Genomic DNA, 12,593 nt, shown 5'->3' with positions numbered 1-12,593 from the left:
GCTAGCCTGCCCGCGTGGGGGAACACGGGACGACGCAGCAACGGATCCGCTGGCGACGGGGCAGGGTGACGGCTCTGGGCCGCTCCTGGCGGGACGCGCAGGAGCTCACGGCCGAGGTGCCGGAGGACGGCGAGGTGCGCGCGCTGGCCCACCCGTCGCTCGTGGGCGTGCCCGAGGTCGGTGACACGGTGCTGCTCAACACCACGGCGTGGGCGCAGCGCCTGGGCACCGGCGGGTACGCCCTGGTGGTCGCCGTCCCCGACCGGCTGCCGCCGGACCCGGCCGGGCCCGGGCACCTGGTCAAGGCCCGGTACACGCCGCTGCAGGTGACCGTGCAGGGCGTCGACGAGCAGGACACCGAGCACCACGGCACCATCGCCGACGCCGAGGACCTCGGTGGCATGCCCGTCGTCGTGGCCGACCTGCACTCGGCGCTGCCCGCGGCGCTCATCGGCGTGCTCGCCACCGACCCGGACCTCCGGGTCGCCTACGTGATGACCGACGGCGGCGCGCTCGTGGCCGGCTTCTCCCGCACGCTGTCGGCGCTGGCGCCGTCCCTGGCCGGGGTGGTCACCGTCGGGCAGGCCTTCGGCGGGGACGTCGAGGCGGTCACCCTGCACACCGGCCTGCTGGCCGCCCGGCACGTCCTGGGTGCGGACGTGGCGATCGTGACCCAGGGGCCGGGCAACCTCGGCACCGGGACACCGTGGGGCTTCTCGGGGGTCGCCGCCGGCGAGGCGTGCAACGCCGTGTCGGTGCTGGGCGGACAGCCGATCGGGGCGCTGCGCATCTCCGACGCCGACCCCCGCCCACGCCACCGCGGGGTCTCGCACCACTCGCTGACCGCCTTCGGCAGGGTGGCGCTGGCCGGGGTGACGCTGGTGGCGCCCCGTGGGCTCGGGTCGGAACTCGGGGGCCAGGTCGAGGAGGACCTCGCCGGTCAGCCCGAGCGCAACCCCGTGGTCTGGATGGACGTGGAGGGGCTGGAGGAGGCGCTGGGCCTGTCCCCCGTGCCGCTGTCGACGATGGGCCGCGGCTACCCCGAGGAGCGGGCCTACTTCCTCGCCGCGGCCGCCGCCGGCCGGTACGCCGCGCTGCGCGTGCCGCTGTGACACTCGTCGGCCGCCGGCCGACACCGCCGCCAGGAGCCGTCCCGGGCTCGCCCTGAGCCCCGCCGTCGCGCCGCGTCGGAGAGCCTCCGGCCCCCGCGCGGCGGGGCGGCCCTCGCAGGGCGGCTGCCGGGGCCTCCTCGCGCGAGCCTCCGGCTCCCGCCGGCCGGCCTCACATGCTGGCGATGAGCTTGTCGACGCGCTCGTCGACGGCCTTGAACGGGTCCTTGCACAGCACCGTGCGCTGGGCCTGGTCGTTGAGCTTGAGGTGCACCCAGTCGACGGTGAAGTCGCGGCGCTTCTCCTGGGCCTTGCGGATGAACTCCCCCCGCAGCCGGGCGCGCGTGGTCTGCGGCGGCACGTTCTTGGCCTCGAACACCCGCGGCTCGTGGGCGACCCGGTCGACGGCGTTGTTGCGCTCGAGCAGGTAGTACAGGCCCCGCTTGCGGCTGATGTCGTGGTAGGCGAGGTCCATCTGGGCGATCCGCGGGTGGGACAGCGGGAGGTCCCGCTTGGCCCGGTAGCGCTCGATCATCGTGTACTTGGTCGCCCAGTCGATCTCGCGGTCGATCAGCGACAGGTCGCCGGAGTCGACGGCCTTGAGCACCCGGCCCCACAGCTCCAGCATCTGCCGGTGCACCGGCCCGAAACCCTCGCGGTCGACGAACTCCGCGGCGCGGCTGTGGTACTCGGCCTGGATCTCCAGCGCCGACATCTCCCGGCCGTTGGCCAGCCGGACCTTGCGCCGTCCGGTCATGTCGTGGCTGATCTCGCGGATGGCGCGGATCGGGTTCTCCAGCGCCATGTCCTTGATCGGGACGCCGGCCTCGATCATCCGCAGCACGAGGTCGGTGACGGCCACCTTGAGCAGCGTCGTGGTCTCGTTCATGTTCGAGTCGCCGACGATGACGTGCAGCCGCCGGTAGCGCTCGGCGTCGGCGTGCGGCTCGTCGCGGGTGTTGATGATCGGCCGGGAGCGGGTGGTGGCCGATGAGACGCCCTCCCAGATGTGCTCGGCCCGCTGGCTGACGCAGTAGATCGCCCCCCGCGGGGTCTGCAGCACCTTGCCGGCGCCGACGACGATCTGCCGGCTCACCAGGAACGGGATCAGCACGTCGGCCAGCCGGCTGAACTCGCCGTGCCGGCCGACGAGGTAGTTCTCGTGGCAGCCGTAGCTGTTGCCCGCGGAGTCGGTGTTGTTCTTGAACAGGTAGATGTCGCCGGTGACACCCTCCTCGGCCAGCCGCTGCTCGGCGTCGACCAACAGGCCCTCGAGGATGCGCTCACCGGCCTTGTCGTGCACCACGAGCTCGGTGAGGTCGTCGCACTCCGCGGTGGCGTACTCGGGGTGGCTGCCCACGTCGAGGTAGAGGCGGGAGCCGTTGCGCAGGAACACGTTGCTGCTGCGCCCCCACGACACCACGCGGCGGAACAGGTACCGGGCCACCTCGTCCGGGGACAGCCGACGCTGCCCGCGGAAGGTGCACGTGACGCCGTACTCGGTCTCGATCCCGAAGATCCGTCGCTCCACGGACCGAGCCTAGGCGCCGGGACCGACACTGGCCCGCCCGCGGCGCACGGCTGCCGCCACCGGCCGTGGGGCCGGCGCGGGAGCGCGCCGGCCCGTGGCCGGGAGGGGCGTCAGGTCGTGGGGGCCTGCCCTCCGCTGCCGGCGGTGCCCCCGGTGTCGGGCGCCGCCGGGTCGCCCAGCCCGGCCGGCGCGCCGGGCTGCGGCGTGCTGGGGGCGTGCGAGGCCGTGTGCGGCTCCTCGACGGTCTCGGCCGCCGCGGCGTCCCCCCGGTCCAGGAGGGTGCGCAGGGCGGCCCCCACCACCCGCCGGAACGCCCGCTTGGGGCGGCGCCGGTCGAGGACGGCGACCTCTAGCTGCTCGGCCGAGAGCAGCGCCGGCCCGCCGTTGCCGGCGGTGGTCGCCGGGCTGACCGCCGACAGCGCCTGCACGCCGACCTTGAGCGCCTCGACGAGGGTCATGCCGGGCAGGAAGTGCTCGCGCAGGTGGGTGCTGACGGCCTCGGCCTGACCGCCCATGACGACGAAGTCCGGCTCGTCGACGACCGAGCCGTCGAAGGTGAGCCGGAACAGCTGGTCGGACTCGGGGGTGTCGCCGACCTCGGCGACGCAGAGCTCGACCTCGTAGGGCTTGGTCTGCTGGGTGAAGATCTCGCCGAGCGTCTGCGCGTAGGCGTTGGCGATCACCCGGCCGGTGACGTCGCGGCGGTTGTACGAGTAGCCGCGGACGTCGGCCAGCCGCACCCCGGCGACCCGGAGGCTCTCGAACTCGCTGTACCGGCCGACCGCGGCGAAGCCGATGCGGTCGTAGAGCTCGCCGACCTTGTGCAGGGTGGAGCTGGGGTTCTCGGCGATGAACAGCACACCGTCGGCGTAGGTGACCACGGCGACGGAGCGACCACGGGAGATGCCCTTGCGGGCGTACTCCGAGCGGTCGCGCATCAACTGCTCGGGCGAGGCGTAGTACGGCATGGTCATGGGATCAGCCCTGCCCGTCCGCGGCGGACCGCTCGTCGACGATCGTCGTGGCGACGGCGGAGACCTCGTCGTCGGTGAGCCGGACGGCGCCCTCGGCGTCCACCCGGTACACGATCGGGTAGAGCCGCCGCACCGGGTCGGGCCCGCCGGTCGCGGAGTCGTCGTCGGCGGCGTCGTAGAGCGCCTCGACGAGGGTGCGGGTGGCGGCGTCCCCGGACAGGCCCGGTCGCCACGTCTTCTTCAGCGAGTTGCGGGCGAACAGCGAGCCGGAGCCGACGGCCGAGTACCCCCGCTCCTCGTAGTTCCCGCCCGTGACGTCGTAGCTGAAGATCCGGCCCGGGCTCACGCCCGGCGCGGCGTCGAGGTCGAAGCCGGCGAACAGCGGGACGACGGCCAGCCCCTGCAGGGCCGCGCCGAGGTTGCCGCGGATCATCTGCGCCAGGCGGTTGGCCTTGCCGTCGAGGGACAGCGTGAGCCCCTCGATCTTCTCGTAGTGCTCGAGCTCCACCTGGTAGAGCTTCACCATCTCGATGGCGATGCCCGCGGCACCGGCGATGCCGATGACCGACCAGGCGTCGGCCGGGTAGACCTTCTCGATGTCCCGGCTGGAGATCAGGTTGCCCATGGTGGCGCGCCGGTCGCCGCCCATGAGCACGCCGCCGTCGTAGGTGACCGCCACGATCGTGGTGCCGTGCGGCGTGACGTCACCGACCGGCAGCTGCGGGACCGGCCGGCGGCCGGGCAGCAGGTCCGGCGCGGTGACGGCGAGGAAGTCGGTGAACGAGGAGCCCACCCGGTCCAGATAGGCGGGCGGGAACCCGCTCCGGCCAGCTGACGACTCGTTCACCCATCCGCCTCTCCCGCCGTGTCCTGCCGGCGTGACCCGCTGCCTCGCCCGGTGCTGCGCGTGCTCCCCGGGCGTCGCTGCGACCCTACCGGCGGGCTCCCCGGCCGGCTGGCCGTGCCCGGAGCGGTGCCCGCGGACTGCTGGAGCCGGTCCGGCGCCTGACGCCGGCGGTGCGACTCCACGGAGCAGGCCGCCACGTGCAGCAGGTACGGGTCGCCCCGGAACCGGCCGAGGCCACCGTTGCCGGGGAAGCTCAGCAGCGCGCGGACGGCGCCGGTCCCGTGGTCGTGGTCGACGTGCGCCGCGGGAGCAGTCCGGCAGATGGCACCGAGACCGCCCTGTGCTCCGAGCACGAGATCCGCCTCGGCGGCTGTGATGCCGTACCGACGGGCCAGGTGGTACGTCCGCCTACCGCCTACCGCCGCCCGGTTCCGTCTGCCGCGAGCGTTGTGGCACGGCAGGCAGTACGCCCCGTGTCCGCTGGCGGCGGCCCGGGATCGCGGGAAGTCCGTCAGCGGGCGGACCTTCGCGCAGTCGGGACACCACTTGTGGCCGTCCGGGACTGTCAGTCCTGTCGGGACCCTGCGGTAGCGACGTGGCTGCGTCCGCCTGGCGTCCCGACTCCGGGCCGACCGTTCGGCCAGGTGCACTCGGCAGTGGAAGGCCAGCCCGTCACGCGACCGCTTGTTCTTGCTGGACTCCGACACAGGCCCGTGTGCGCCGCAGTCCCGGCAGGACTTCGTCTCCACCGAACAAGGTCACCAGAAGATGACCTTGTTCACTGGCCGCCCTTCTGCACGTACGAGCGCACGAACTCCTCGGCGTTCTCCTCGAGCACCTCGTCGATCTCGTCGAGGATGGAGTCGACGTCCTCGGTCATCTCCTTGTGGCGCTCGGCGACCTCGGTGTCGACCGAGGCCTCGACCTCGTCGGTCTCCTCGCGGGTGCGGGTGGCCTTCTGCTGCCCGCCGGTGTCCCTCGTGGCCATGGCTGCCTCCAGGTGGTGTCGTGGCTGGTGCCTGGGACGAAAGCTACCCGCGGGGAGTGACGAACGGGTGTCGGCGGGCGGCCGCGGGACCGTCCGGCGCCCGGGCAACCGCTGAGGTCAGCCGCTGGTGATGGTGTCGACCAGTTCCTGGGCCGAGGAGGTCGACTCGAACAGCCGGCCCACGTGGTCGCGGGTGCCGCGCAGCGGCTCCATGGTGGGGATGCGCACCAGGTTCTCCCGGCCCAGGTCGAACACCACCGAGTCCCAGGACGCCGCGGCGACCTGCGCCGGGTAGCGCCGCAGGCACTCGCCGCGGAAGAAGGCGCGGGTGTCGGTCGGCGGGTGCACCACCGCCCGGGCCACCTCCTCGTCGGTCAGCAGCCGCTGCATGGACCCGCGGGCCACCAGCCGGTGGTAGAGCCCCTTGTCCGGCCGGACGTCGGAGTACTGCAGGTCCACCAGGCGCAGCCGCGAGTCGCCCCAGTCCAGGCCGTCCCGCGACCGGTAGCCCTCCAGCAGCCGCAGCTTGGCCGGCCAGTCCAGCCGGTCGGCGCAGCGCATCGGGTCGATCACGAGGTCCTGCAGCACCTCGGCCCACCGGCGCAGCACGTCGGCGGTCTGCGCGGCGCACTCCCCGGTGCGCTCGACGTGCCGCTGCGCCATCTCCAGGTAGGCCTCCTGGACCTCCAGCGCCGTCATCCGCCGGCCGTCGCGCAGCCGGACCTTGTGCGACAACGAGGGGTCGTGGCTGACCGCCTGCAGGGCCTCCACCGGCTCCTCGATGCTGAGGTCCTGGGTGAGGGTGCGCGCCTCGATCATGGCCAGCACCAGCGACGTCGTCCCCACCTTGAGGTAGGTGGACAGCTCGGCCAGGTTGGCGTCGCCGATGATCACGTGCAGCCGGCGGTACTTGTCGGCGTCGGCGTGCGGCTCGTCGCGGGTGTTGATGATCGGGCGCTTGAGCGTCGTCTCCAGGCCCACCTCGACCTCGAAGAAGTCGGCGCGCTGGGAGAGCTGGAAGCCGCGGGTGCGGCTCTCCGTGCCGATGCCCACCCGCCCGGAGCCGGCGAAGACCTGCCGGGTGACGAAGAAGGGGATCAGGCCGCGGATGATCTCCAGGAACGGCGTCCGCCGGTCCATGAGGTAGTTCTCGTGCGACCCGTAGGAGGCGCCCTTGCCGTCGGTGTTGTTCTTGTAGAGCTGGATCGGCACGGTGCCGGGGATCCGCGCGGCCCGGCGGGCGGCCTCGGCCATGACGTGCTCGCCGGCCTTGTCCCACAGGACGACGTCGCGCGGGTTGGTGACCTCCGGCGTCGAGTACTCGGGGTGGGCGTGGTCGACGTAGAGCCGCGCCCCGTTGGTCAGGATGACGTTGGCCATCCCGGAGTCCTCGTCCAGGTCGTTGTGGTCCAGCGCCTGGGCCGGGGAGAGGTCGAACCCGCGGGCGTCGCGCAGCGGCGACTCCTCCTCGAAATCCCACCGCGGCCGGCGCGGGGTCGGGGCCTCGGCCACCGCCCAGGCGTTGACCACCTGGCTGGAGAGGGTGGTCGGGTTCGCCGTCGGCTGCCCGGGCACCGAGATGCCGTACTCGACCTCGGTGCCCATGACCCGCCGCACGCTCATGCACCAACCCTAGGCCGCGGCACCGACACCGTCCGGCACGGCCCGTGCGCCCGGCGCGGGGCCCGGCCGCGGTGCGCCGGGCCCCGCGCCACCGCCGTGGGGACGCCGACGGCCCGGCTCCCGCGCACAGCGGGGACCGGGCCGTCGACCGGCCTCGTCCCGGGCGCACCCCGGGACTGCGGAGGTGGGCCGGACGGGTCCTGCCCACCTCGGGGAGGCCGGGCCTCCCCGAGGTCCTCCTACAGGTACTGGCCGGTGTTGGTCGCGGTGTCGATGGCGCGGCCGGACTCGGTGCCCTTGCCGCTGATGAGCGTGCGGATGTAGACGATCCGCTCGCCCTTCTTGCCCGAGATCCGCGCCCAGTCGTCGGGGTTGGTGGTGTTGGGCAGGTCCTCGTTCTCCTTGAACTCGTCGACGCAGGCCTGCATGAGGTGGCCGACGCGCAGCCCCCCGGTGCCGGTCTCCAGGCGCTCCTTGATGGCCATCTTCTTGGCGCGGTCGACGATGTTCTGCAGCATCGCCCCGGAGTTGAAGTCCCTGAAGTACAGGACCTCCTTGTCACCGTTGGCGTAGGTGACCTCGAGGAAGCGGTTCTCCTCGCTCTCGGTGTACATGCGCTCGACGGTGCGCTGGATCATCGCGGCGATCGTCGCCTCGCGGCTGCCGCCGTGCTCGGCGAGGTCGTCGGGGTGCAGCGGGAGCGAGGTGGTCAGGTACTTGCTGAAGATGTCCCGCGCGGCCTCGGCGTCCGGCCGCTCGATCTTGATCTTCACGTCCAGCCGGCCGGGCCGGAGGATGGCCGGGTCGATCATGTCCTCGCGGTTGGAGGCGCCGATGACGATGACGTTCTCCAGGCCCTCGACGCCGTCGATCTCGCTGAGCAGCTGGGGCACGATCGTGGACTCCACGTCCGAGGAGACCCCCGACCCCCGGGTGCGGAAGATCGAGTCCATCTCATCGAAGAAGACGATGACCGGCGTGCCCTCGCTGGCCTTCTCCCGGGCCCGCTGGAACACCAGCCGGATGTGCCGCTCGGTCTCGCCGACGTACTTGTTGAGCAGCTCCGGGCCCTTGATGTTCAGGAAGTAGGACTTCGCCGCGCGCGAGCCCTCGCCCTGCACCTCGGCGACCTTCTTGGCCAGGGAGTTGGCCACCGCCTTGGCGATCAGCGTCTTGCCGCAGCCGGGCGGGCCGTAGAGCAGGATGCCCTTGGGCGGGCGCAGCTCGAACTCGCGGAACAGGTCCGCGTGGAGGAACGGCAGCTCGACGGCGTCGCGGATCTGCTCGATCTGCCGGGACAGGCCACCGATGTCGGCGTAGTCGATGTCGGGGACCTCTTCGAGGATGAGCTCCTCGACCTCGCTCTTCGGGATCCGCTCGTACACGTAGCCCGAGCGGGACTCCAGCAGCAGCGAGTCGCCGCTGCGCAGAGGCTGGTCGATGAGGGAGTCGGCGAGGTAGACCACGCGCTCCTCGTCGGTGTGGCCGATGACCAGCGCCCGCGGCGTGACGCCGTCGATCGGCTCCAGCAGCTCCTTGAGCATGACGATGTCGCCGGCGCGCTCGAAGCCGCACGCCTCCACGACGTTCATCGCCTCGTTGAGCATGACCTCCTGGCCGTGCTGCAGCGTCTCGACCTCCACCGACGGGGAGACCGACACCCGCAGCTTGCGGCCACCGGTGAACACGTCGACGGTGCCGTCGTCGTGCCGGCTGAGGAAGACGCCGTAACCGGACGGGGGCTGCCCGAGCCGGTCGACCTCCTCCTTGAGCGTGACCAGTTGCTCGCGGGCGTCGCGCAGCGTGCTGGTGAGCTTGTCGTTGCGCTCCGAGAGGAACGCCGCGCGCCCCTCCGCCTCGGCGATCCGCTCCTCCAGCGCCCGCACCTGCCGGGGGCTCTCGGCCACCTTGCGGCGCAGGAGACCGATCTCCTCCTCCAGGTAGGAGATCTGGCTGAGCAGCGCGGCCACGTCACGCTCACGCCGCGCTCGGAACTCGTCGGGACCCAGGCCCATCGCGCACCTCCGCACACATCGGGAGAGCCAGGAGGCAAATCTATACACGCCCGGCGACAGCCTGCCGGGGGCTCGCGGAACGGTCGGTCACGGCCCGGCTACGAGTGTGTTCCGGGACGTGTCGGTTCAGTGCTTCTGCGCGCGCCGCTGCCGCGTGGGGGCGACGACGCCCTCGGCGAGTCGGCGTGCCGTGACCAGGAACGCCGTGTGGGCGACCATCCGGTGCTCGGGCCGGACGGCCAGGCCGACCGCGTGCCAGGGCCGCACCAGCGACTCCCACGAGTACGGCTCGGTCCACCCGCCCTGCGCGCGCAACGCCTCCACGTAGGTCGACAGCTGGGTCACGGTGGCGACGTAGCCGACGAGCACCCCACCGGGCCGCAGCGCGGCGGCCACCGTGGGCAGCACCGCCCACGGCTCCAGCATGTCGAGGACGACGCGGTCGACGGTCTCCTCCGCCGGGTGGTCGGCGAGGTCCCCCAGGCGCAGCGACCAGTTGGCGGGCACCTCCCCGAAGAAGGCCGCCACGTTGGCGCGGGCGACGTCGGCGAAGTCCTCCCGCCGCTCGTAGCTGGTGACGGTGCCCCGCTCCCCCACCGCCCGCAGCAGCGAGCAGGTCAGCGCCCCGGAGCCGGCGCCGGCCTCCAGCACCCGCATCCCCGGGCCGACGTCGCCGGAGCCGACGATCTGCGCGGCGTCCTTGGGGTAGATCACCTGCGCGCCGCGGGGCATGGACAGCACGAAGTCGGCCAGCAGCGGGCGCAGCGCGAGGTAGCCGGTGTTGGCGGTGGAGTGGACGACCGAGCCCTCCGGCGCGCCGATCAGGTCGTCGTGGGCGATCGCCCCGCGGTGGGTGTGGAACAGCCTCCCGGGCTCGAGGACGACGGTGTGCAGCCGGCCCTTGGGGTCGGTGAGCTGCACACGGTCGCCGGCCACGAACGCCCCGGGGACCGGGGCCGGGGGCTCGGCCAGGGGGGCCTCGGCGGTCTCGGGGGCCTGCTGCTCGTCGTCCACGGGGGCCTGCTGCTGCTCGTCCACGGGCGGCCAGCCTACGGAGTGCGTGGCAGGGCTCTCGGCGCGCGCACTCGGAACTGTCGGTGGGCCGACCTAGCCTCGGTCGCATGACGGCGATGGTGCAGACCGGGCAGCCCCCTCAGCCGGCTGCCGCTTCCCCGGACGCCCCCGTCGGCGACGCCGGGACCCCCGCGCAGACGGAGCCGCGCCGGCCCTCGCTCTCCCCCAGCCGGGCGGCGGACTTCAAGACCTGCCCCCTGCTCTACCGGTTCCGCACCATCGACCGGCTGCCCGAGCGCAAGAGCCTGGCCGCGGTCCGCGGCACGCTGGTGCACGCGGTCCTGGAGAAGCTCTACGACCTCCCCGCCCGGCAGCGCACGGTGCAGTCGGCCCAGGAGCTGGTCGCCCCGGCGTGGGAGGAGCTGCGGTCGGACCCGGAGGTCGCCGAGCTGTTCGCCGAGGGCGCCGCCGCCGCCGACGGCGACCCGGCCGGGCAGTCGCTGGAGGCGTGGCTGGCCTCGGCGGGTCGGCTGGTGGAGACCTACTTCTCGCTGGAGGACCCGTCGCGCATCGAGCCGCAGGGCCGCGAGGAGCTCGTCGAGGTCACCCTGCCCGACGGGCTCCTGCTGCGCGGGTACGTCGACCGCCTGGACGTCGCGCCGAACGGGGCGCTGCGCGTGGTCGACTACAAGACCGGCTCGGTGCCGCGCGAGGCGTTCGAGGGCAAGGCGCTGTTCCAGATGAAGTTCTACGCGTTGGTGCTCTGGCGCACCCGGGGGGTGGTGGCCAGCCAGCTGAAGCTGCTCTACCTGGGCAACGGTGACGCGCTCACCTACGCGCCCGACGAGGGCGAGCTGGTGCGCTTCGAGCGGACCCTGCAGGCCATCTGGGCGGCGATCGAGCGGGCGGTGGCCACCGGCGACTTCCGGCCCAACCGCACGCGGCTGTGCGACTGGTGCGACCACCAGGCGCTGTGCCCGTCCTTCGGCGGCACTCCCCCGCCGTTCCCGGCGCAGGCCGCGGCCGCCGCCGGCTGGCACACCCAGCTGCCGGTCGTCGAGCGGGACTGACGAAGGCCCCGTCCCGCCACCGCCGGCGGGCTCGCGGCGGGCCGCGGAACGGGGCGGCAGCAGCCCAGGCCGGCCGAGGTCCTTCCGCCGACCGCCGAGCGGGTCGACAGTGGCCTCCGTGCGGGGATACCGGGCAGCGCGGGCCTTCGACGGCGAGCGTGTCCTCCCCGCCGGTGCGCTCGTCCTCGTCGAGGGCGAGACGATCGTGGCGGTGGAACCGGCCACCGCCCCGGCTCCGGACGGGTGCGCCGTCACCGACCTGGCGGACGCCACGCTGCTGCCCGGGCTCATCGACACGCACGTCCACCTCTGCGGGGACGGCAGTCCGCGCGCCCTGGAGCGCATCCCGGAGTTCTCCGTCGAGGAGCTCGCCACGGTCGTCGACACGGCGCTGCACCAACACCTGCGGGCCGGCGTGACGACGGTGCGCGACCTCGGTGACCACCGCTGGACCGTGCTCGCCCGCGCCGGCGGCTGGGGTCCCACGGTCGTCGCGGCCGGACCGCCGTTGACCTCACCCGGGGGGCACTGCTGGTCCATGGGTGGGGAGGTCGTGGGCGCCGAGGCGCTGCGCCGGGCGGTCCGCGAGCGCGCCGAGCGGGGCGCGGGGGTGGTCAAGGTCATGGCCAGCGGCGGCCTGACGACCCCGGACACCGACCTGAACGCCTGCCAGTTCGGCCTCGAGGAGCTGCGGGCGGTCGTGGACGAGGCCCACCGGCACGGGCTGCCGGTCACGGCCCACGCGCACGGGCTGGCCGCCGTCGAACGCAGCCTCACCGCCGGGGTCGACGGCATCGAGCACTGCAGCTGTCTGACCCCCGACGGCGTCCGCACCCCGCCGGACCTGGCCGGCCGGCTCGCGGCGGCCGGCACCGTCGTGTGCCCGACCCTGGGGCGCACCCCTGGAGCGGTCGCGGCGCCGCACATCCTGGCGCGGATGGCGGCGCTGGGGGCGACCTACGAGGCCCAGCTCGGCAACGTGGCCGCACTGCACCGCGGCGGGGTGACGCTGCTGGCCGGCACCGACGCGGGCATCGGCCCCGCCAAACGGCACGGGCTGGTCCCGATGGCGGTGGCCGACCTCGTCGGCGCGTGCGGCGTCCCGGTCGCCGAGGCGCTGGCTGCCGCCACCGCCGTCGCAGCGCGGGCCTGCGGCCTGCAGGACCGTACCGGCCGGCTGCGGGCCGGCCTGGCCGCCGACCTCCTGGTCGTCGACGGCGACCCGCTGGCCGACGTCACCTGCCTGCAGCGGCCGCGCACGGTGGTCGCCCGGGGGCGGGAGGTGCGCCGCTAGCTGTACTGCCCACACACGTTGGTGACGGCGCGTTGCAGGTGACGTGAGGGAGGACCTCCGAGTGAGGTGGGGCTTGTCGAAGGCTTCACCGGCTCGGAGGTCCTCATGTCCCACGCTAATGCCGTCCT

Annotated in this window: 11 protein-coding genes; 3 read left to right on the top strand and 8 right to left on the bottom strand. The window is 73.3% G+C overall.

Translation table 11 applies throughout. The features are described from left to right. Positions 1 to 14: 14 nt before the first annotated feature. Entirely contained in the window at positions 15 to 1,112 is a 1,098-nt protein-coding gene (locus ACI78V_RS17015; protein ID WP_456852824.1) for a DUF3866 family protein, read from the top strand. Positions 1,113 to 1,281: 169 nt separating this feature from the next. On the opposite strand, the gene pafA is transcribed toward ACI78V_RS17015, so the two are convergent. The 8 genes from pafA to ACI78V_RS16975 form a co-directional block, all read right to left on the bottom strand. Next, positions 1,282 to 2,640: a Pup--protein ligase gene (gene pafA / locus ACI78V_RS17010; protein WP_456852822.1), complete on the bottom strand. Its 1,359-nt coding sequence runs from the start codon at positions 2,638 to 2,640 to the stop codon at positions 1,282 to 1,284. 110 nt (positions 2,641 to 2,750) lie between these two features. Continuing rightward, positions 2,751 to 3,614 carry a proteasome subunit alpha gene (gene prcA / locus ACI78V_RS17005; protein WP_456852820.1) on the bottom strand — a complete coding sequence of 288 codons (864 nt, stop codon included), beginning with the start codon at positions 3,612 to 3,614 and terminating at the stop codon, positions 2,751 to 2,753. 4 nt (positions 3,615 to 3,618) lie between these two features. After that, entirely contained in the window at positions 3,619 to 4,461 is an 843-nt protein-coding gene (gene prcB, locus ACI78V_RS17000) for a proteasome subunit beta (protein ID WP_456852818.1), read from the bottom strand. Next, entirely contained in the window at positions 4,458 to 5,111 is a 654-nt protein-coding gene (locus ACI78V_RS16995; RefSeq protein WP_456852918.1) for an endonuclease domain-containing protein, read from the bottom strand. Before ACI78V_RS16995 ends, prcB begins: the two co-directional genes overlap by 4 nt. A 128-nt stretch (positions 5,112 to 5,239) precedes the next feature. Continuing rightward, on the bottom strand, positions 5,240 to 5,449 hold the full coding sequence (locus ACI78V_RS16990) for a ubiquitin-like protein Pup (RefSeq protein WP_456852816.1): 210 nt from the start codon (positions 5,447 to 5,449) through the stop codon (positions 5,240 to 5,242). A gap of 117 nt (positions 5,450 to 5,566) precedes the next feature. Continuing rightward, the gene (gene dop, locus ACI78V_RS16985) at positions 5,567 to 7,072 is read right to left on the bottom strand and encodes a depupylase/deamidase Dop (protein ID WP_456852814.1); all 1,506 of its coding nucleotides are present in this window, start codon (positions 7,070 to 7,072) and stop codon (positions 5,567 to 5,569) included. Between the two features lie 239 nt (positions 7,073 to 7,311). Beyond that, positions 7,312 to 9,087: a proteasome ATPase gene (gene arc / locus ACI78V_RS16980; RefSeq protein WP_456852812.1), complete on the bottom strand. Its 1,776-nt coding sequence runs from the start codon at positions 9,085 to 9,087 to the stop codon at positions 7,312 to 7,314. A gap of 126 nt (positions 9,088 to 9,213) precedes the next feature. Beyond that, positions 9,214 to 10,125: a tRNA (adenine-N1)-methyltransferase gene (locus ACI78V_RS16975; RefSeq protein ID WP_456852809.1), complete on the bottom strand. Its 912-nt coding sequence runs from the start codon at positions 10,123 to 10,125 to the stop codon at positions 9,214 to 9,216. 83 nt (positions 10,126 to 10,208) lie between these two features. Here ACI78V_RS16975 and ACI78V_RS16970 point away from each other — a divergent pair, with 83 nt between their 5' ends. Together ACI78V_RS16970 and ACI78V_RS16965 are read left to right on the top strand one after the other, a co-directional pair. Continuing rightward, on the top strand, positions 10,209 to 11,171 hold the full coding sequence (locus ACI78V_RS16970; protein ID WP_456852807.1) for a RecB family exonuclease: 963 nt from the start codon (positions 10,209 to 10,211) through the stop codon (positions 11,169 to 11,171). A gap of 118 nt (positions 11,172 to 11,289) precedes the next feature. Further along, positions 11,290 to 12,465, top strand: coding sequence for an amidohydrolase family protein (locus ACI78V_RS16965; RefSeq protein WP_456852805.1), 1,176 nt, complete (start codon positions 11,290 to 11,292; stop codon positions 12,463 to 12,465). Positions 12,466 to 12,593 lie beyond the last annotated feature (128 nt).

It is taken from the genome of Geodermatophilus sp. SYSU D00742 (genome assembly GCF_054049935.1).
The sequence above is the reverse complement of the archived record's forward strand: the minus strand, read 5'-3'. Positions and strand labels throughout refer to the sequence as shown.

Bases quoted from the DNA above. Each gene is read 5' to 3' on its own strand.
- ACI78V_RS16970 (WP_456852807.1), top strand. From the start codon at position 10,209: ATGACGGCGATGGTGCAGACCGGGCAGCCCCCTCAGCCGGCTGCCGCT.
- prcA (WP_456852820.1), bottom strand. From the start codon at position 3,614: ATGACCATGCCGTACTACGCCTCGCCCGAGCAGTTGATGCGCGACCGC.
- ACI78V_RS16990 (WP_456852816.1), bottom strand. From the start codon at position 5,449: ATGGCCACGAGGGACACCGGCGGGCAGCAGAAGGCCACCCGCACCCGC.
- dop (WP_456852814.1), bottom strand. From the start codon at position 7,072: ATGAGCGTGCGGCGGGTCATGGGCACCGAGGTCGAGTACGGCATCTCG.
- arc (WP_456852812.1), bottom strand. From the start codon at position 9,087: ATGGGCCTGGGTCCCGACGAGTTCCGAGCGCGGCGTGAGCGTGACGTG.